The 18,294-nt window shown below is 58.4% G+C and carries 15 protein-coding genes; 14 read left to right on the top strand and 1 reads right to left on the bottom strand.

Annotated features, from left to right (window positions below; translation table 11 throughout):
* Window positions 1-84: 84 nt before the first annotated feature.
* The 14 genes from HXO69_RS06510 to HXO69_RS06445 all read left to right on the top strand — a co-directional run bounded on the left by HXO69_RS06510 (window position 85) and on the right by HXO69_RS06445 (window position 16,353).
* The gene (locus HXO69_RS06510) at window positions 85-1,368 is read left to right on the top strand and encodes a Mur ligase family protein (RefSeq protein WP_049353261.1); all 1,284 of its coding nucleotides are present in this window, start codon (window positions 85-87) and stop codon (window positions 1,366-1,368) included.
* Complete coding sequence (locus HXO69_RS06505; RefSeq protein ID WP_296546044.1) at window positions 1,368-2,135, top strand: type 1 glutamine amidotransferase; 768 nt, start codon at window positions 1,368-1,370, stop codon at window positions 2,133-2,135. The genes HXO69_RS06510 and HXO69_RS06505 overlap by 1 nt, the downstream gene beginning before the upstream one ends.
* 136 nt (window positions 2,136-2,271) lie before the next feature.
* Window positions 2,272-3,030 (top strand): YebC/PmpR family DNA-binding transcriptional regulator, encoded by a 759-nt coding sequence (locus HXO69_RS06500; protein WP_070738505.1) that lies wholly within the window; start codon window positions 2,272-2,274, stop codon window positions 3,028-3,030.
* A 266-nt stretch (window positions 3,031-3,296) separates the two neighbouring features.
* Window positions 3,297-3,986: a crossover junction endodeoxyribonuclease RuvC gene (gene ruvC, locus HXO69_RS06495; RefSeq protein ID WP_296546043.1), complete on the top strand. Its 690-nt coding sequence runs from the start codon at window positions 3,297-3,299 to the stop codon at window positions 3,984-3,986.
* Between the two features lie 217 nt (window positions 3,987-4,203).
* Window positions 4,204-4,824 carry a Holliday junction branch migration protein RuvA gene (ruvA, locus tag HXO69_RS06490; RefSeq protein ID WP_070847803.1) on the top strand — a complete coding sequence of 207 codons (621 nt, stop codon included), beginning with the start codon at window positions 4,204-4,206 and terminating at the stop codon, window positions 4,822-4,824.
* Window positions 4,825-4,996: 172 nt separating this feature from the next.
* Window positions 4,997-5,983 carry a Holliday junction branch migration DNA helicase RuvB gene (gene ruvB / locus HXO69_RS06485; RefSeq protein WP_296546046.1) on the top strand — a complete coding sequence of 329 codons (987 nt, stop codon included), beginning with the start codon at window positions 4,997-4,999 and terminating at the stop codon, window positions 5,981-5,983.
* A gap of 340 nt (window positions 5,984-6,323) precedes the next feature.
* Window positions 6,324-6,683: a preprotein translocase subunit YajC gene (gene yajC / locus HXO69_RS06480; RefSeq protein WP_296546041.1), complete on the top strand. Its 360-nt coding sequence runs from the start codon at window positions 6,324-6,326 to the stop codon at window positions 6,681-6,683.
* Between the two features lie 99 nt (window positions 6,684-6,782).
* Complete coding sequence (secD, locus tag HXO69_RS06475) at window positions 6,783-8,474, top strand: protein translocase subunit SecD (RefSeq protein WP_296546039.1); 1,692 nt, start codon at window positions 6,783-6,785, stop codon at window positions 8,472-8,474.
* A gap of 2 nt (window positions 8,475-8,476) precedes the next feature.
* Complete coding sequence (gene secF, locus HXO69_RS06470; RefSeq protein ID WP_296546038.1) at window positions 8,477-9,664, top strand: protein translocase subunit SecF; 1,188 nt, start codon at window positions 8,477-8,479, stop codon at window positions 9,662-9,664.
* Between the two features lie 296 nt (window positions 9,665-9,960).
* Complete coding sequence (locus HXO69_RS06465) at window positions 9,961-12,378, top strand: bifunctional (p)ppGpp synthetase/guanosine-3',5'-bis(diphosphate) 3'-pyrophosphohydrolase (protein ID WP_296546037.1); 2,418 nt, start codon at window positions 9,961-9,963, stop codon at window positions 12,376-12,378.
* 125 nt (window positions 12,379-12,503) lie between these two features.
* Window positions 12,504-13,487, top strand: a complete 984-nt coding sequence (locus tag HXO69_RS06460; RefSeq protein ID WP_296546036.1) for an Abi family protein — start codon at window positions 12,504-12,506, stop codon at window positions 13,485-13,487.
* A 438-nt stretch (window positions 13,488-13,925) separates the two neighbouring features.
* Complete coding sequence (locus HXO69_RS06455; protein WP_296546035.1) at window positions 13,926-14,174, top strand: hypothetical protein; 249 nt, start codon at window positions 13,926-13,928, stop codon at window positions 14,172-14,174.
* A gap of 272 nt (window positions 14,175-14,446) precedes the next feature.
* Window positions 14,447-15,163: a DUF6318 family protein gene (locus tag HXO69_RS06450; RefSeq protein ID WP_296546034.1), complete on the top strand. Its 717-nt coding sequence runs from the start codon at window positions 14,447-14,449 to the stop codon at window positions 15,161-15,163.
* A 407-nt stretch (window positions 15,164-15,570) separates the two neighbouring features.
* On the top strand, window positions 15,571-16,353 hold the full coding sequence (locus HXO69_RS06445; RefSeq protein ID WP_296546033.1) for a hypothetical protein: 783 nt from the start codon (window positions 15,571-15,573) through the stop codon (window positions 16,351-16,353).
* Window positions 16,354-16,907: 554 nt separating this feature from the next.
* Here the strand turns inward: HXO69_RS06445 and HXO69_RS06440 are convergent.
* The gene (locus HXO69_RS06440; protein ID WP_296546031.1) at window positions 16,908-18,176 is read right to left on the bottom strand and encodes a DUF349 domain-containing protein; all 1,269 of its coding nucleotides are present in this window, start codon (window positions 18,174-18,176) and stop codon (window positions 16,908-16,910) included.
* Between the last annotated feature and the right edge of the window lie 118 nt (window positions 18,177-18,294).

Genomic DNA, 18,294 nt, shown 5'->3' with positions numbered 1-18,294 from the left:
ACTAAAACCCCAGTAACCCCGCCCCGTCCGGCATGAGCGAACGGGCCCGGCGGACCATTCAGCCGCTGGCGTGCGTGTACTAAAATGGTAAGCATGTCCAAACCCCTCATTCGTCTTCTCGGCCAGGGCGTACGCGCCGCGACTAAGCTTCGCGGCGGCGGCTCCGCCTTCCCCGGCCTTGTCATGGAAAAATTGCACCCCGACTTCGTCGCTGAAGAGCTCGCGAAGCTGCCCTACGGCGTGGTTGTTGTCTCCGGCACGAACGGTAAGACCACCACCACGAAGATGGCTGTGCAGCTGCTTGAAGCTCAGGGTCTGAAGGTTTTCACTAACCGCACCGGTTCGAACTTTGTGCGCGGTGTCGCCGCGGCACTGCTGGGCGAGATGACCCTCGGCGGTAAGCTTGATGCTGATATTGCTGTGCTTGAGCTGGACGAGGCGCACGCCGTGCACTTCGTCAAGGCAGTCAAGCCCGATTACGCTCTGCTGCTGAACGTTCTGCGTGACCAGCTGGACCGCTTCGGTGAGATTGACACGACCCGCCGCATGCTGGCGACCGTCGCCTCCGCAACGACCGGCACCGTGGTGCTCAACCGTGAGGATCCGCGCATCCGCTCCCTCGCTGAGAACGTGCAGCCGGGCGTGACCGTCAAGTATTACGGTCTGGATGAGTCCCTGCGCTCGTACTTCCCTTCGGATGATGAGATGCGCGGCGGCACTGTCGCGAAGGCAACCCTGCCCGAGGCTGACGTCACCCTGACCGCGTTCTCCGGCACCTCCGCAACCTTCGACCTGGCGGGTGTGGAGCGAGTTGGCGAGATTAACCTCTACGGCATTTACAACATCTTCAACGCGGCTGGCGCTATGGCGCTGACCCGCGCCGTCATGGGCGAGAAGCTCAACGAAGATAAGCTCATTGCGGAGCTGGCGAAGATTACCCCCGCCTTCGGTCGCGGTGAGACTCTGAACGTGAACGGCCGCCCGCTGCAGCTGCTGCTGGTGAAGAACCCGAGCGGTTTCCGCCTGTCCCTGGCGAGCGCGAACGCTGACGACTATGCCACCATGATCACGATTAACGACCAGTACGCTGACGGTCGTGACGTGTCCTGGCTGTGGGATGTTGACTTCGACAGCTTGAAGAAGACCGGCGTGCAGATGGTTTCGGGTGTGCGTGCCTGGGATATGGCGCTGCGTCTGGATCATGACGGCGTGAAGGTTGACGATGTCAACGAGAACCTCGCCGATGCGCTCAAGGGCTTCATTGCCTCCAGCGGTAACGCGCCCATGCGTATTTTCTGCACCTACACCGCAATGCTGGCTCTGCGTGAAGAGCTCGCAAAGATCACTGACGTTGAGAGGGTCTCCTAATGACGGCAACTCACACTTTTGAGGGCACCCCCGCCTCCGGCCCCAATAACGGTAAGACTCTGCGTATTCTGCAGCTGTACCCGCTCGACATGAACATTTACGGCGACTGGGGTAACACTCTGGCGTTGGCTCGTCGCGCGCAGGCGCACGGCTTTGACGTGCAGATTCTGGACCACAACCCCGGTCAGCCTTTCCCGGAAGATGTTGACATTATTCTGGGTGGCGGCGGCCAGGACTCGGGTCAGTCCGTGATTCAGGATGACCTGCACGCGAACGGTGACACGTTGCGCTCGCTGGCTGAGGCTGGCGTGCCGATGCTCGTCATTTGTGGCCTGTACCAGCTGTTCGGCAAGGAATTCCGCACCCGTGAGGGTGAGGTGCTGAAGGGTATCGGCATTTTTGATGCGCACACGGTCGGCGGCGATGACCGCCTGATTGGCAACATTGTTGAGGAGTCTGCGGAGTTCGGCACCGTGATTGGTTTTGAGAACCACTCGGGCCTGACCTACCTGGGCGAGGGTTGCACCCCGCTGGCTACCGTCACCAAGGGCGACGGCAACAACGTGACCGATGCGTACGAGGGTGCGCGCGTACACAACGTGATTGGCACCTACCTGCACGGTTCGCTGCTACCGAAGAACCCGAAGATTTCGGACTACCTGATTGAGCAGGCGGCAAAGCGTAAGTTTGGCGAGTTCACGCCGAACACGATTGACGACTCGCTGGTGGAGAAGGCGCGCGCTTCGGCTGCGTCTCGCCCCCGCTAGCATCCTATTCCGGGCGGTGGCGTGCACTTTTTGAGGTGGTGTGCGCCTCCGCTACGGTATAGTTGATTGAGTTATAGTACAGTGCGCGGGGCGTTTCGCCGTGTCCGTGCAGAGGTTTTGACTAAGGGAGATACGAATGTCGGGTCACTCTAAATGGGCGACTACTAAGCACAAGAAGGCTGCTATCGACGCTAAGCGCGCGAAGGCTTTCGCGAAGTTCATTAAGGCAATTGAAGTTGCAGCACGTATGGGCGGCGCTGATATTGCTGGTAACCCCGCTCTTGACCTTGCTGTGTCGAAGGCGAAGAAGAACTCCGTTCCTAACGACAACATTGACCGCGCAATCAAGCGTGGCGCTGGCCTGACCGGTGAGACCATTGACTACACCGAAATCATGTACGAAGCACGCGGCCCGCAGGGTACCGCTCTGTACATTGAGTGTCTGACCGATAACCGTAACCGTGCAGCGTCTGAGGTTCGCCTGGCTGTGACCCGCAACGGCGGCACCATGGCCGACCAGGGTTCGGTTGCGTTCCTGTTCGAGCGTAAGGGCGTTGCTGAGGTCACCAAGACTGACGGTCTGACCGAGGACGACGTTCTGATGGCTGTCCTGGATGCAGGCGCTGAAGAGGTTCTGGACGAGGGCGACGTGTTCACCGTTGTCTCCGCAGCAACCGACCTGCCCGAGATCCGTAAGGCTCTGGACGAGGCTGGCCTGCAGTACAACAACGATGACCCGGTCTTCCGCCCGACCATGCAGGTTGACCTGGACGCTGACGGCGCTAAGAAGTTCCTGAAGCTGGCAGACGCTATTGAAGAGCTCGACGACGTTCAGAACGTCTACTCGAACGCTAACGTCTCTGACGAGGTTATGGCAGAGCTGGAAGCTGAGTAATCACAGCTGAGTAATCACTCGGATTCTGATATCTGATGCTTGAAGAAGCCGCTCCTTTGACCGACCCGCCGCACGGTGGCTGGCTGGTTGGGGGAGTGGCTTCTTAGCGTCTGGGGTTTATTTTTGGGAGGCACGGGGGACTTGGGCGGCGCGCGGTGACCGTTCCCGTGGCGTGCCCCGGTGCCGGGTGCTAGGATTCTGGAGGACTAGATTCTGGAGGGCTGGAATCTAGAGATTCTCTAGGGAATTTGTCGAAAGGGGAGATGATGGCTGCCGCTCAACCTGCCGCACGCGATAGCATGCGTGAGAACCGTACCGCCGCCGCTGTGGAGCGCGTGCCGGGTGCCACCCGCATCATGGGTGTGGACCCGGGTCTGACCCGCTGCGGCTTCTCCATGCTCGATATGACCGCCGACCGTAAGGCGCACTTCGTAAACGTGGGTGTTGCCGGCACGGTCCCGGCGGAGTCCCTGGACCAGCGTATTCTCTGGATTTTCAACGCCGCCTCCCACTGGCTCGACACCTACAAGCCGGATGCCCTGGCGATTGAGCGTATCTTCGCTCAGGAGCAGGTGAACACGGTGATTGGTACGGCGCATGCTTCGGGCGCGGTGATTTCTGCGGCGGCAATGCGCGGCGTGCCGGTGTTCTTTCATACCCCGTCGGAGGTGAAGGCGGCGGTGACCGGTAGCGGCCGTGCCGATAAGGCGTCGGTGGGTCGTATGGTGACCCGTATTTTGGGTCTGGATTCCATGCCGAAGCCCGCCGATGCTGCCGATGCTCTGGCGATTGCGATCTGTCACGGTTGGCGTGGCGGCGGTATTGGTTCGGGCATCAATATGTCTGCTCAGACGCAGACGCACCAGGGTTCGCGCCCGGCGCAGGCTCGTCGCGGTGGGTCGTTGACTCCGGCGCAGCGTGCCTGGATGGAAGCGGAGGCGCGCGCTCGCCGCTAGGTGGTGCCGTCGTTGGCCTGTGTACCGCCTTCTGCTGGCTCGCATGTATTCGCTAAGAAGTTCGAATATATGCTTGATTTCAGAAGAAATATTCTAATATACTTGTAGTGTCTCCCCGTTGAACTGGGGGAGTGCGTTCTGTGGGTGCCGGAGTTTCCGGTGCCCTCACACTGCCGCGAGCCTCATTCCTGGGCGCGGTGTTGAAAGGTGGAGAGAAATGATTGCATCCCTGACCGGTCGTGTGGCTCAGGTGGGCCTTGATCATGCGGTGATTAACGTGAACGGTTTCGGCATGCTCGTGTACGCCACTGCGCGTACTCTCTCCAAGTTGCGCACCGGTGAGGAAGCTACCGTGCTGACCACCATGATTGTGCGTGAAGAGTCGATGACTCTCTACGGTTTTTCGGAGCCTGCCGAGCGTGAAGTGTTCGATATGATGCTTTCGGTTTCCGGTATTGGTCCGCGTATTGCGCTGGCGGTGTTGAGCGTTCACACTGCCGCTGAGGTGGAGCGCGCCGTGGCGACCGGTGACGATAAGGCGTTCACGAAGGTTCCCGGTATTGGCCCGAAGGGTGCCCGCCGTATTGTGCTGGAGCTTGCCGGCAAGCTGATTCTCAGTGATGGTCAGACCGATGAGCTGCCGCTGAGCCAGGGTATTGTTTGGAAGCCGCAGGTGCTTGACGCCCTCACCTCCCTGGGCTGGAGCGAGAAGGACGCTTCCGCCGCCATTGATGCCTACGTGAAGCACAACCCTGCCGCAGAGACCGAGCCGGTGGGTGTGGCTCTGCGCGGTGTGCTCGCCTCCTTGGGTACTCAGAACACGGTGGGCCGCCACTAGACGGCGCGCCCCTGTCAGACGTATCCCACTCAAACTTTTGTGAAAGAAGAATTCTATGAGCCAGAATCCCTATGAGCCGCAGCCCGCGGCGTCCCTGGTTTCCGGCGGGTATTTTCCCGGTCAGGTGCCCGGCACTCAGGCGTCTTCAGCTCCCGCCCAGCGCCTTGTGGCGATGGAAGAAGAGCCTGAAGAAAAGATGATTGAGGCGGCACTGCGCCCTAAGTCCCTGGATGACTTTGTGGGGCAGCGCCGTGTGCGTCAACAGCTGTCCCTGGTGCTGGAGGCTTCGAAGATGCGTGGCCGTAGCGCCGACCATGTGCTGCTGTCGGGCCCTCCCGGTCTGGGTAAGACCACTCTTGCAATGATTATTGCGGCAGAGATGGAGGCGCCGTTGCGCATCACCTCCGGCCCGGCGATTCAGCATTCGGGTGATTTGGCGGCGATTCTGTCTTCGCTGACTCCCGGTGAGGTTTTGTTCCTGGATGAGATTCACCGTATGAGCCGCCCTGCTGAAGAAATGCTCTACATGGCGATGGAAGATTTCCGTGTGGATATTGTCGTCGGTAAGGGCGCGGGTGCGACTTCCATTCCGCTGGAGCTGCCGCAGTTCACCCTGGTGGGTGCGACGACTCGTGCGGGTCTGCTGCCCGGCCCTCTGCGTGACCGCTTCGGCTTTACCGGTCACTTGGAGTTCTACTCGGTGGAGGAGCTGGAGCTGGTGCTGCGCCGCAGCGCGGGTCTGATGGATATGCAGATTACTTCCGAGGGTTTCACGGAGATTGCCGGTCGTTCCCGCGGCACGCCGCGTATTGCGAACCGTCTGCTGCGTCGTGTGCGTGACTGGGCGCTGGTGAACGGCGTGGACCGCATCAATGCGGCCGATGCTGCAACTGCGCTGGATATGTACGAGGTGGATTCGCGCGGCCTGGACCGCCTGGACCGCGCCGTGCTGGAGGCGCTGATTCACAAGTTCGGCGGCGGCCCGGTGGGTCTGTCCACCCTCGCCATTGCGGTGGGTGAAGAGACGGAGACCGTGGAGACGGTTGCCGAGCCGTATCTGGTGCGTGAGGGCCTGATCGGTCGTACCCCGCGCGGTCGTGTGGCTCTGCCTGCGGCGTGGGAGCACCTCGGCTTGGAGGCCCCGGAGATTCAGCTTTAGGTCCGCACCAGCTCTAGATGCGCACCAGCTGATAACACTGTAGTAGCCCGTGGGAGGTATCCGCCTCCTGCGGGCTTCTCTTTGCCCCCCCCGGTAGCTCTTCTGCAGGCACTGTCGGGGTTCCATTAGGCTCTGCCGGGCTCTGCTGGTCTTTACCAGTGACATAAAATTACGCCGAGAGAGTCCAAAACTCAGGTTAACCTCACAAAAACGCTGGTTCGGGGCGCTAAAGCTCATGCTCTCGCGTAGGATGGATACGTACTGTATCTACGATTCCACACCTTCTGGTACGCTCAACCCTCGCGGTGAGCGGCACGGGTGCGGATGTGAAAGTGAGACCATGGATTTTAACCTCCTGATTATGATTGCCATGATGGCGCTGCTGGCATGGATGATGTTCTCTGCACAGAAGCGTCAGCGTAAGCAGATGGAGGAGCTGCAGGCAATGCGACGTGCGCTCGTTCCCGGTGATCAGGTGATGACTGCTTCCGGCGTTTACGGCACCGTTGTCAGCACTGACTTTGAGAACAACAAGCTGCAGCTTCAGATTGCAGAGGGCGTTGTGATTACTGCGTCCATGAATGCGATCCTGAACCTTGTTGAGGAGGAGGCCCCCGCGGCACCCCTGACCGAGGACGCGTACGAGGCTACCGCATCCGAAGCTCCCGCTTCCGATACCTCTTCTGATACTGCTAAGTAATTCAGCGCGTATGAGCCCGGCGCCCCATGAGCGGCGTCGGGTTTTCGCGTTACGGAATCTGTAGAACACTCAATTCTATTCACACGAAGAAGGAACATTATGGCTAAGCGTTCACCGCTTGCAGCCGCGCGAGGGGCGCTCCTCTCGATGGTCCTGCTCATGGTTGTTATGGCTGCCGGTATTTTCGGTAGCACCTACTCGGGAGGTTCTTGGGCACCGAAGCTCGCCCTGGACCTTTCGGGTGGTACTCAGATGATTCTTTCTCCGAAGGTCAATGGCTCTTCGGATGAGAACGTCACCCAGGAGCAGTTGAACCAGGCGGTTGAGATTATTCGTCAGCGCGTTGATGGTGCCGGCGTTTCGGAAGCGGAGGTTACCACCTCCTTCGGCTCGGGTAATAACGTGGTTGTTTCGGTTCCCGGAACGATTAGCGCTGAGACTCGTCAGCTGATTCAGGCGTCTGCAAATATGACGTTCCGCCCGGTGCTGGTCTCTGGTGCCGGTACTGCGGTGGCTGAGGATGCCCGCACTGCGGACGATAAGCTGCCCAAGCCGACTGCGGAGCCGACTGATGGTTCGGACCGTAACTGGATTACTGCGGACCTGTACAAGCAGTACGAGGCGAAGGACTGCACCGCGGCACGTAATGAGGACGCCGATAGTGCGGACCCGACTAAGCCGATGGTGGCGTGTTCCACTGACGGTCAGGAGAAGTACATTCTGGGTCCTGTGGAGCTGAGCGGTAGCGATATTTCTACCGCAAGCCACTCGCAGGAGACGACCGGTCAGGGCGTGACTACGGGCCGTTGGGCTGTGAACATTCAGTTCAACGATGAGGCTCGTGAGAAGTTCCAGAACATTACTTCTCGCCTGAACGCGATTCGTGCACAGAACGCAAATGATCCGCGTGCCCGCTTCGCGATTCTGCTGGACGGCAAGGTGCTGTCTTCCCCGGTGTCGCAGGCTGTGATTTCTGACGGTAAGCCGCAGATTACCGGTAACTTCACCGAGCAGGAGGCGAAGGCTCTCGCCGATCAGCTCAAGTACGGTGCCCTGCCGATTAGCTTCACGATCCAATCGGAGCAGCAGATTTCTGCGACCCTGGGTTCGGAGCAGCTGCGTGTGGGTCTGCTGACCGGCCTGATTGGTCTGCTGCTGGTGTTTGTCTACTCGCTGTTCCAGTACCGTCTGCTGGGCTTTGTGACGATTGCGTCGCTGATTGTTGCGGGCATCATCTCGTATGAGGCGATTGCGCTGCTGGGTTGGGCGTTGAACTACCGCCTGTCCCTGGCTGGTGTGGCGGGTCTGATTGTGGCGATTGGTGCTACGGCTGACTCGTTCATCGTCTACTTTGAGCGTATCCGTGATGAGATCCGTGCGGGCCGCACGATCCCGTCGGCGGTGAACCACGGTTGGCAGCGTGCATCCCGCACTATTCTGGCGTCGAAGGCTGTGAACCTGCTGGCTGCTGTGGTGCTGTACGTGGTGTCGGTCGGTTCGGTGAAGGGCTTCGCGTTCACCCTTGGTTTGACTGCGATTGCTGACCTTGTGGTCGTGTACCTGTTCACCCACCCGATGCTGACTCTGCTGGCGAATACCCGCTACTTCGGTGAGGGCCACCGCCACTCGGGCTTGTCGCCTGAGTCGCTGGGCGCTACGCCGCTGTACCGTGGTGCCGGTCGCCTCCGCACCCCGGAGGAGAAACAGCTGAGCATTGCTGAGCGTCGCCGTGCAGAGCGTGCCGCCGCGGAGGCTGACGAGTCTGCTTCTGATGAGAAGAAGGAGAGCTAAGCATGGCTACCGATGTGAAACCTAATGCTTTTGCCCGCTTCGGTAATGACCTGCATTCGGGTGCCCGCTCGTACCCCTTCGTGGGTAAGCGCCGCCTGTGGTTGGCGTTGGCTGCGCTGCTGATGGCGGTGTCGGTTCTGATTCCGTCGGTGAGCGGCGGCTTCAACCTGGGTATTGATTTCCGTGGCGGTTCGGAGTTCGTGGTCTCGAAGACCGCGCACGTTGATACTGCTACGGGTGAGCGCGTTATTCACGAGAAGGCGAAGGACGCCTCCGATGTTCGCGTGACTAATATTGCGCCGGGTACGATTCGTGCCCAGATGAGCAAGCTCAGCGATGATGAGACTCTGCAGGTGAAGGCGGCTCTGCAGGAGGCGTACGGCGTCTCTGAGAATGACGTGACCTCCTCGTTTGTGGGCCCGACCTGGGGCGCGGATGTGACCCGTCAGGCGTTCTGGGGTCTGGTCGCGTTTGTGGTGCTGGCGCTGATTGGTATGGCGTTCTACTTCCGCACCTGGAAGATGTCGCTGGCGTCGATTGCGGGTCTGTTCTTCACCGTGGTGGTGACGGTTGGCCTGTACGCCGCGTTCGGCTTCGAGATTACTCCGAGTGCGATTATTGGTTTCTTGACGATTCTGAGCTACTCGCTGTACGACTCGGTGGTGGTGTTCGATAAGATCCGTGAGAACACCGAGGATGTGCTGGAACGCCGTGACACGACCTTTGCCGAGCAGATTAACCTGGCGGTGAACCAGACTCTGGTGCGTTCGATTAACACCGCTATTGTGGGTGTTCTGCCGGTGGGCGCGATCCTGTTCATTGGTGCGTTCATCCTGGGTGCGGGTACTCTACAGGACCTGTCCCTGTCGCTGTTCGTGGGTATTCTGGTGGGCATGTTCGGTACGCTGTTCGTGTCTGCTCCGCTGTATGCTTCGTTGCGTTTGGGTGAGGCTCAGATTCGTGAGCACACCGCGAAGGTGGAGAGCGGCAGCTTCAAGGACGCTGAGGATGCTGACGAGGCTGAGGGTGACTCTTCGGAGGAGCCCGCCGAGGCTGAGAAGGCTGCGAAGTCCGCAAAGTCTGAGGAATCTGCTGACAAGGCGACCGAGGACGAGAAGGCAACCGAGAAGCCTGCTAAGAAGCCGGCACGTGCAACCATTGAGATTCACCGCGTGAACCTGAACGGTTAGCCAGCGTTCCGCCAGCGCTACTGGCGTTGCTAACGATAGGGGAGTCGATACCGAAAGGTGTCGGCTCCCCTTTAGCGTGCCCGGGGTCTTATACCCGCTGGTCTGTTCCTGCCGGCCTAATATTTCACAGGTCTAATGTGTCACAGTGCGGCATAGTTTACGCGCATATTTTGGCTCATATCCGCGTGCTGGGTAGGATAAAGGTAGAAGATACTGCGCGCCCGCATCCACGCCTTTCAACGACGAGCAGATTCGGGGGCTCAGGTCATCGCTGTTACGTCCAAAGGAGCCCGAAAATGAGTGCAGAAGCCGGAATGAACGCAAACGCTGAGAGCCAGGAGCCTCAGCAGGCTAAGGCTGTTCGCGGCTCGCACCGCGTCATGGCTGCTGGTGGACGTGTGCCTAACCGCCTGGTCTTCGGTAGCCGCAGCAGCACGATGGAGGCGTCCGATTCGCACGGCGGCACCATCCGTTTCTCCCCGATGATTGCCCCGGTCGTGCGTGCGGTGCGCCGCTACCACCCGGATGAGGACATTCAGGTGCTGCAGCGTGCCTACGAGGTGGCGAACCGCTGCCACGAGGGTCAGAAGCGTAAGAGTGGCGACCCGTACATCACCCACCCGGTTGCGGTAACTGCGATTCTTGCGGAGATGGGCGCAACCGGTCCCGTGCTCGCCGCCGGCCTGCTGCACGACACGGTGGAAGACACCGACTACACGATGGAGCAGCTCACCGAAGAGTTCGGTGAGGAGGTCGCCTACCTGGTCGACGGCGTGACCAAGCTGGACAAGATGACGTACGGCGAGAACGCCTCCATTGAGACGATTCGTAAGCTCGTGCTGTCCATGAGCAAGGACATTCGTGTGCTGCTCATTAAGCTCGCCGACCGCCTGCACAACGCGCGCACGTGGCGTTTTGTGCCGCAGGCTTCTGCCGCGAAGAAGGCGGAAGAGACCCTGAAGATTTACGCGCCGCTCGCGCACCGCCTGGGCTTGAACACGATTAAGTGGGAGCTGGAGGACCTGTCCTTCGCAGCCATGAGCCCGGAGATTTACGCCGAGATGGTGCGCATGGTCGGCGAACGCACCCCCGCGCTCGAAAAGTTCCTGAACGAGGCGCGCACCAAGATTACCGAGCGCCTGAAAGAGGTGGGCATCGACGCGACCGTGACGGGCCGCCCCAAGCACTACTACTCGATTCATCAGAAGATGAAGACCAAGGGCCGTAGCTTCGACGAGATTAACGACATCCTCGCGGTGCGCATCATGGTTGAGGAAGAGGCGGAGTGCTACACCGTGCTCGGCCACGTGCTGTCCCTGTGGCCGTCGATGACCGGCCGGTTCAAGGACTACATTAAGAACCCGAAGAACAACAACTACCAGTCGCTACACCTGACCGTGTACGGTCCGGGTAACCTGCCGCTTGAGATTCAGATTCGCACGTACAAGATGCACGAAGAGGCTGAGTACGGTGTGGCGGCGCACTGGCGTTACAAGGCGGCATCGCGCGGCGAGAAGGTTGCGCCTCGTGCTGGCGCGCCCGCGAAGGACCCGCAGGAGCCGAGCACCCAGACCTCGGCGATGATGAACGTTGGAATCTTGCAGTCCATTGCCGAGATTTCGAACTCCAACCCGGAGTCTGAGAAGTTCTACGAGTCCCTCGCCGAAACCCTCGACACCGACGAAATCGTGGTCCTCACCCCCAACGGCGAGGCAATCGCCCTGCCCAACGGCTCCACCCCCGTGGACTTCGCCTACGCCATCCACAGTGAGGTCGGCGACCGCACCGTCGGCGCGAAGGTCAACGGCCGCCTCGTGCCGCTGCACACGGTCCTGCCCACCGGCGCGACCGTGGAGATTATGACCACGAAGAACGAAGACGCCGGCCCCAGCGAGGACTGGCTGAAGTTCGTTCGCTCCTCGCGCGCTCGCACGAAGATTCGCCAGTACTTCGCGAAGGAGCGCCGCATGGAGGCGCTGCTTGCCGGCCGCGAGATGCTCACCAAGAGCATGCGCAACAGTGAGCTGCCGCTGCAGAAGATGATGAGCCCGGAGATTATGACTCAGGTGGCTCAGCTGCTGCACAAGAACGATGTGGCGTCCCTGTACCGTGCGATTGGTGAGCACGAGATCTCGCCGAAGCTGGTCATTGACACCCTGGTTGAGGTGCACCGCGGTGACGAGCCGGCACCCGAGGTTGAGGTCAGCGACTTTGACGAGACGCTGCTGAAGTCAACCCGCAAGGCGATTGGCGATAACGGCGTGGTCGTGCCGGGTGCTGAGGGTGTGCTGACGAAGATTGCGCGCTGCTGCACCCCGGTCCCGCCGGATGACATTATCGGCATTGTGACCCGTTACAACGGCATTTCGGTGCACCGCCGCGACTGCCCGAACATGCGTAACGCTGACGAGGAGCCGCGCGTGACCACGGTTGAGTGGGCGTCTTCGCCGTCGGCTACGTACCGTGTGCAGATTCAGGTGGAGGCTCTGGACCGTAAGGGCCTGCTGAGCGACCTGATTCGTGCGATTTCTGAGTCGGGCGTGAACATCCTGGATGCGCGCGTGCACACCTCGGAGGATCGTACCGTGGTGGACCGCTTCGCCCTGGAGCTGGGTGACCGTTTCATGCTGGAGCACGTGCTGAACGTGGTCCGTAACGTGACGGGCGTGTACAAGGCGTACCGCCTGACGGGCGCGAAGCCCTCGGAAGCGTAAGCTTGAGACATTTCTCTCAAATGTTGATTTTGGAGTATGGATTTTTGTATTCTTGAGTTAACCGTTCGGCCCGCTACTCTCAACAGAGTAGACGGGCCGGATTTCTACGTGGAAGGTTATATAGCATGGGTGCACAGGTTAAAAGTGCAACTACTATTGACGAACAGCTGAAATTAATGGCTGAGCGTGGCATGCAGGTAGAAGATAAGCTTGCTAGACAATGGTTGTCTAATATTTCTTACTACCGACTGTCTGGATACTCATATCCGTATCGGGTTTTACTGCCTACAGATAATCCTAAGAAGCCGAAGCGCGATGATAGATTTATTGAAGGAACTTCCTTCAACGATGTTGCTCGATTGTATGAGTTCGACCGGAAACTGCGTACTCTTATCTACGACGGAATTGAACGTATAGAGGTGGCGTTGCGAGCGCGTATTGGGGAATGGGTTGTTTCTTACGGCCCGTTAGCTTATACAAAGCCTGAATTGTGTCGTTCTGACTTTGATCATGCTGGGTGGCTCGATACAGCAATGGGACGTGTGGAGCGTGCTAAAAAGAGTAATGCTGCAGTACGCCACTACTCAGATAACTATGATGGTTATCCTTTTTGGGTTCTTGCTGAGACGCTAGATTTCTCAGATATATCTATTTTGTATGGTGGGTTGCCTGTACCTGTTCAGCATGAGATTTCGACTGCATTCGGGTTTAAAGTCGATGCTACAGCTTTGCTAGCTCGGCACAAGAAAAAATACTATCGACAGGATCCGTTAGCGAGATGGTGCGAACAACTGAGCATTGTGCGCAATGTGTGTGCACATCATGGGCGTTTGTTTAATAGGCGTTTTACTCCTGCTTCGACTAACGTGTTTCGTACTATCTCTGAGCTGTCCTCACTTCCGCGAGGGCAGAGCGAAAGCTTGTATGGGGCTCTCTTAGTGATAGCTTTTATGCTGAGAAGTGTTTCCCCTGGTACGACGTGGACGAACAAACTTATCACTCTGATTAAGTCTGACTATATGCCGCTTAGCCTACGTCATGTGAGCGAGATGGGATTCCCTGAAGATTGGGAGACTCATTTGAGAATGATGATGTCTGCTCAAGAATAATTCTGTTCAGAAGCCACATGTGTTTTGAACACATGTGGCTTCTCGCTGTTTATGGGGGAGGGTCGGGACTCTTTCGATAGGTTAGTGTCTTCGCCGTGGGTCTTTAACCCGCAGTGAAGACACTAACCTATCGAAACAGCCAGTTACCCGCCACGTAATCTACCCGGCGCTGATTTCGACCATGGGTTAGCAACTTCTGTCGTAGTTAAAAACCATGGCAGAAGTCCGTAACCTATGACCGAATTTTCCGCGCGGCGTATGTGCGAGGCGGGGGAGTGCACCTCCAGAAAACCCCTTGTCACGCAATATTTTTTTGCGTATTTTCTCCGGCGCGGGCGGTGCAGCCCCTTATCTTGTCAGGGGTGCCCCGTACCTTTGGTTGTAGAGAACAATGACGCGTTCTCACCCCCCTCCGCCGAGCAACCAAAGGAGCCCCTCATGTACACGGTTGGTTACTACAATGACGAAGACTTCCGCGCCTTCTACTCCGGTCAGGACGCCGCCAACATTGACGACTTCTTCACTGACAACGGCGAATACCTGATGGTGTACCTGCCGGAGGTGACCGACCGCGAGTTCCTCGCAGGCCTCCGTTACGGTAACCGCTGCGACGCGCTCTGCCAGAGCGGATACGCCCTCGACGAGGCGGAAGAGGCACTCCGCGACATGTATGCGCTCGCCGTATAGCCCGCCCGCCCACGCCAGGTAACCCAGTGTTAGGGGGTCCTGGCGTCTTTTGCACCCAAACGCCACTATATGTGGTCATGGGGCTCAACGGGGTGCAAACGACCGCAAACATGCGGTAGGGTGGTAACTGTAGTGTTCTACGGCGCATTGATGCGCTTGTTAGGTGCACTACGGGGCTGTTTTCCTTCCGGAGGTCAGATACGACCCACAAAAGCAGCCCGACACTAGTAACTAAACAACACACCATCACCGACGATAGGAGCGCATCTTCTATGGATTCGACCATCTTCAACCGCCGTACCCTGCTGGGCAGCGGCGCACTTGTGGGCATTGGTGCCCTGCTTGCGGCGTGTGGCCAGCAGGCAAATAATGAGGCGGCAGCCACCGCCTCCGCCGCACCGAGTGAGTCGGCGTCGGCTTCAGCCACGGCGTCTGAGTCGCCCTCGGCGAGTGCCACTCCGTCTACTGTCCGCGGCTACTCCGGCGGCTCTAAGGCCCCCGACGGCGAGTATCGTAAGGCCGACTGGCAGGGACCTGCACAGAATGTGCCCAAGCCTCCGGCACCGGAAGAGGGTTACCGCGAGAAGTCTATCTCTGGTTTGGAGAAGACAATTCGAGCCTGGTCGAATTGGCGTAATTACGCCGTCGAGACAGGAAATTTTACTGAAGTTCGACGTTACGTATCACAATCGCTGAAATCAGAAATAAATTTCTATGATGAAATGAGCAGCCTATATCAAAAAGGTGGTTGGATTATCGATGGACACAATGAATTTGTAGCAGATGGGGCACCCTATTCAGAAGATGGAACAACCTACATCTGGAGGGTCTACCGCAAGTGGAATTCCGTCATGTATGTTCAGCCGGACGGCAGCTGGGAGAGTCGAGAAAATCGCGAAGTAGATAACAACAAGTGGAATCTTTCTCTAATTTATGCAGACGGTAGCTGGCTTATCAACGGACTAAAGAAAGTCAGCAAGGAGCAATAATGCGAGGTCACAAGTTTGCGATTTTTCTAGCATCTTTACCACTATTTATATCCCAGACTGTGTCCTATGCAGGAGAGGCACCCTTCAATTCATATTCAGAGTGCGCAGCTACGAACCCAAACTCTGCCAGTGTCTGTGAACAGATATTTGTACCGCAGGATCAGACAGAGTCAGAAGATGTGGGCTTGAGAGACGATGGACATGATGTTTCCGGAGGTAGTACGAAACGCCAAGAGCAATCTTCGCTTGCACCCCAAGTCCACGAATGGGAAAAGAGCCACAACCCCAATGGCTTTGATGTCTACTCCTCCAAAAATAACCCCGGTGTCCTTTACTGCGTAACCCCGGGAGGAAAAGTCGGTATCTATAAACACACCAACCTCAGCCCGGAAACTGATGCAGGATTCATGGACCGCGGTCATGCGTTAAGAAGCCCCACCAGTGCTAGTTGCATCCCCTCAGACATCAAGGCTGTTCAAGACACTAAATCCAAGGCAAACGACGGCCCCACCTGGGAACAAATGATGGCGCAAATCATTGAGGCCGCCCAGTCGCTAGAGCCGGGCAAGCCCACCCTCCACCAGTCCTACAACAACCCCGCAGGCACCGGCAGGGCAGAAGGCGACCCCAACATCTACAAGGGCGACCAGATCAACTTCTACGTCGACGACGGAGGCCCCTACCGCCTCGAAGCAGATATGCTCGCCGGACACGTCGAAATTGAGCTCATGCCCTCCTCGTACTTCATCGAGTACGGCAACGGCGACCAAGCAACCCACTACACCGCAGGTAAACCGGTCACCACCTACCCTCGTGAACGTCCGCGCCAAACGGAAACCAGCTACGCCTACCAGCGTTCGGGTAACTTCCACGCGTACGCGACCGTGCACTACACGGCCCGTTTCCGTGTGGACGGCGGACCGTGGCAGATGATGAAGGTGACCCCGCAGGCAACCAGTGACCCGTTGCTGATTCGTGTGTGGTGGACCGACGTTGGCCGCGTGGCAGGTGACTGCAGCTACGACGATACTCGCTGGGGCTGCAAGAACGATCCCACCATGGGCAAGAAGGACAACCCGAACCCGCGCCTGCGTAAGGCCGATATCCGTACCGGTCAGCGCTGGCATTTGAACGACAGCGGTGATGGGGACACGGAGTATTCATTGCACCGAGACTGGCCCGACATGTAAACCAGTTCTAACCCAACATATAAATAACCGCAGCAGGCGGCCTCGAATGTTTATAAGCATTCGAGGCCACCTGCTTTTGTGTGCCGAAAATTGTGCCATAGGTTAGCGTCTTTGGTCGTAGTTAAAAACCATGGCAGAAGACGCTAAACCATGGCACAAATTCTGCAGAGGCGGCGCCTCCACACGGGTGGAAATTTGGTAATGACTTAGCAATTTCGGTCATGACTTAGCGTCTTTAGTAATAGTTAAAACCCCAGCCCAAAGTCACTAACTCATTACCGAAAAAGCTAAACCATAACCGGCTCCCGCCTACCTGGTACATCCGGGGTCGCCTGCCTTTTAGACAGAGGCTTTCGATAGGTTAGTGTCTTCGCCGTGGGTCTTTAACCCGCAGTGAAGACACTAACCTATCGAAAACTCCTGAACTGCCTCATCTGCACCGGGTGTGGGCGCGCATAAACTCCGCAAACACAAAGAAGCCACACGCCCACCGCCCCACAATGGGGTCAGTGGTCATGTGGCTTCTCGGCGTTATTTAGACTGTCGGCTAGACCTTAGTTGCCGAAGCCCTGCAGGGTTGCTGCCCAGGCACGGCGCGCCTCCAGAGCTTCCTTAGCCTTGGCAATCTTCTTGGAGTCGCCGCCCTTCTCAGCTGCTGCGAGCTCTGCTTCCAGCTCGGCGAGGGAATCCTCAATCTGTGCGAGCAGGGAGTTCGCGCGTGCCGCCTTGGCGGGGTCGTTGCGCTTCCACTTTGCCTCTTCGGCGCCGTTGATTTCGTCCTGAATGCGGCGCAGTTCGCCATCTACACGGCGCAGGTCGTTGCGGGGCACGCGGCCTGCCGCATCCCAGCGGTCCAGAATCTTCTCGAAGGCTGCCTTCGCACCCTCAATGTCTTCGACGGGCAGGAGTGCGCGTGCTTCTTCGAGCAGTGCTTCCTTGACCTTGAGGTTTTCGGCGTAGACTGCGTCCTGCGCTGCTTCGGCTTCGTTGCGGGCGTTGAAGAACACGTCCTGTGCCGCGCGGAAGCGTGCCCACAGCTTGTCGTCCTCGCGACGGTGGCCGCGGGGTACCTGCTTCCAGGCGCGCATCAGATCACCGTACGCACGGGAAGTCTCAGACCAGTCAGTCGAAGTCGACAGCTCCTCCGCGCGTGCAATCAGCTCTTCCTTGGCGCGCTTGATGCGTGCGTTGCGGTCGTCCAGCTGCGAGAAGTGTGCGCGGCGGTTGCGGTCGAAGGTGGTGCGGGCTGCACGGAAACGCTTCCACAGCTCGTCCTCTACGCTCTTTGCCAGGTGAATTTCGCGCTGTGCCTTCTTCCACGCTTCGAACAGTTCGTTCATGCGGGAGTGGGAGTTCTTCCAGTGAATCTGGTCGGGGTCCTGGCCGGCAATCTGCTCGGCTTCCGCGACGATTTCTTCGCGGACGGCGAGGGCGCGTTCACGGTTTTCGGTGCGTGCCTGCTGCTGCTTTTCGCCGAGTTCAGCAATCTGCTCTGCGAGGGAGATGAGGCGCTTCTGCAGGCCGGAGTAGTCACCGACCATGTTGCGCACACCGATCTGTGCACCGATGGAGGTGATGCCATTCTGCAGGTCTGCGGCGGAGGCGTTGTTGGCGAGGCGGGATTCGAGCAGGGCAACCTGCGCCTCGACGTTTTCAAACTTGCGGGCGAAGTAGCTGAGCGCTTCTTCTTCGGAGGCGCCGGGCAGCTGGCCTACGGCGTATTCTTCGCCGTCGACAATGACGAAGACGTGGCCGTCCTCGGAGACGCGGCCGTACTGGCGTGCCTTTTCGAGGTTTACAGTGTCGTCGGGTTTGGTAGTCACCGCTATAACTCTTTCACTCGGGGGTGCTGGGGGTGGGGCGCCTTTGCGCTGTTCCCCGTGGTGGGCACCCGTTTGGGTGTGCGTGTGCACCTCCTAAGCATAGCCTCTGTGGGGTGTG

This window comes from Rothia sp. (in: high G+C Gram-positive bacteria), from assembly GCF_015265375.1.
Taxonomy (GTDB): Bacteria; Actinomycetota; Actinomycetes; order Actinomycetales; family Micrococcaceae; genus Rothia.
Note: the sequence above shows the minus strand (reverse complement) of the source record. Positions and strands in the feature narration are given on the sequence as shown.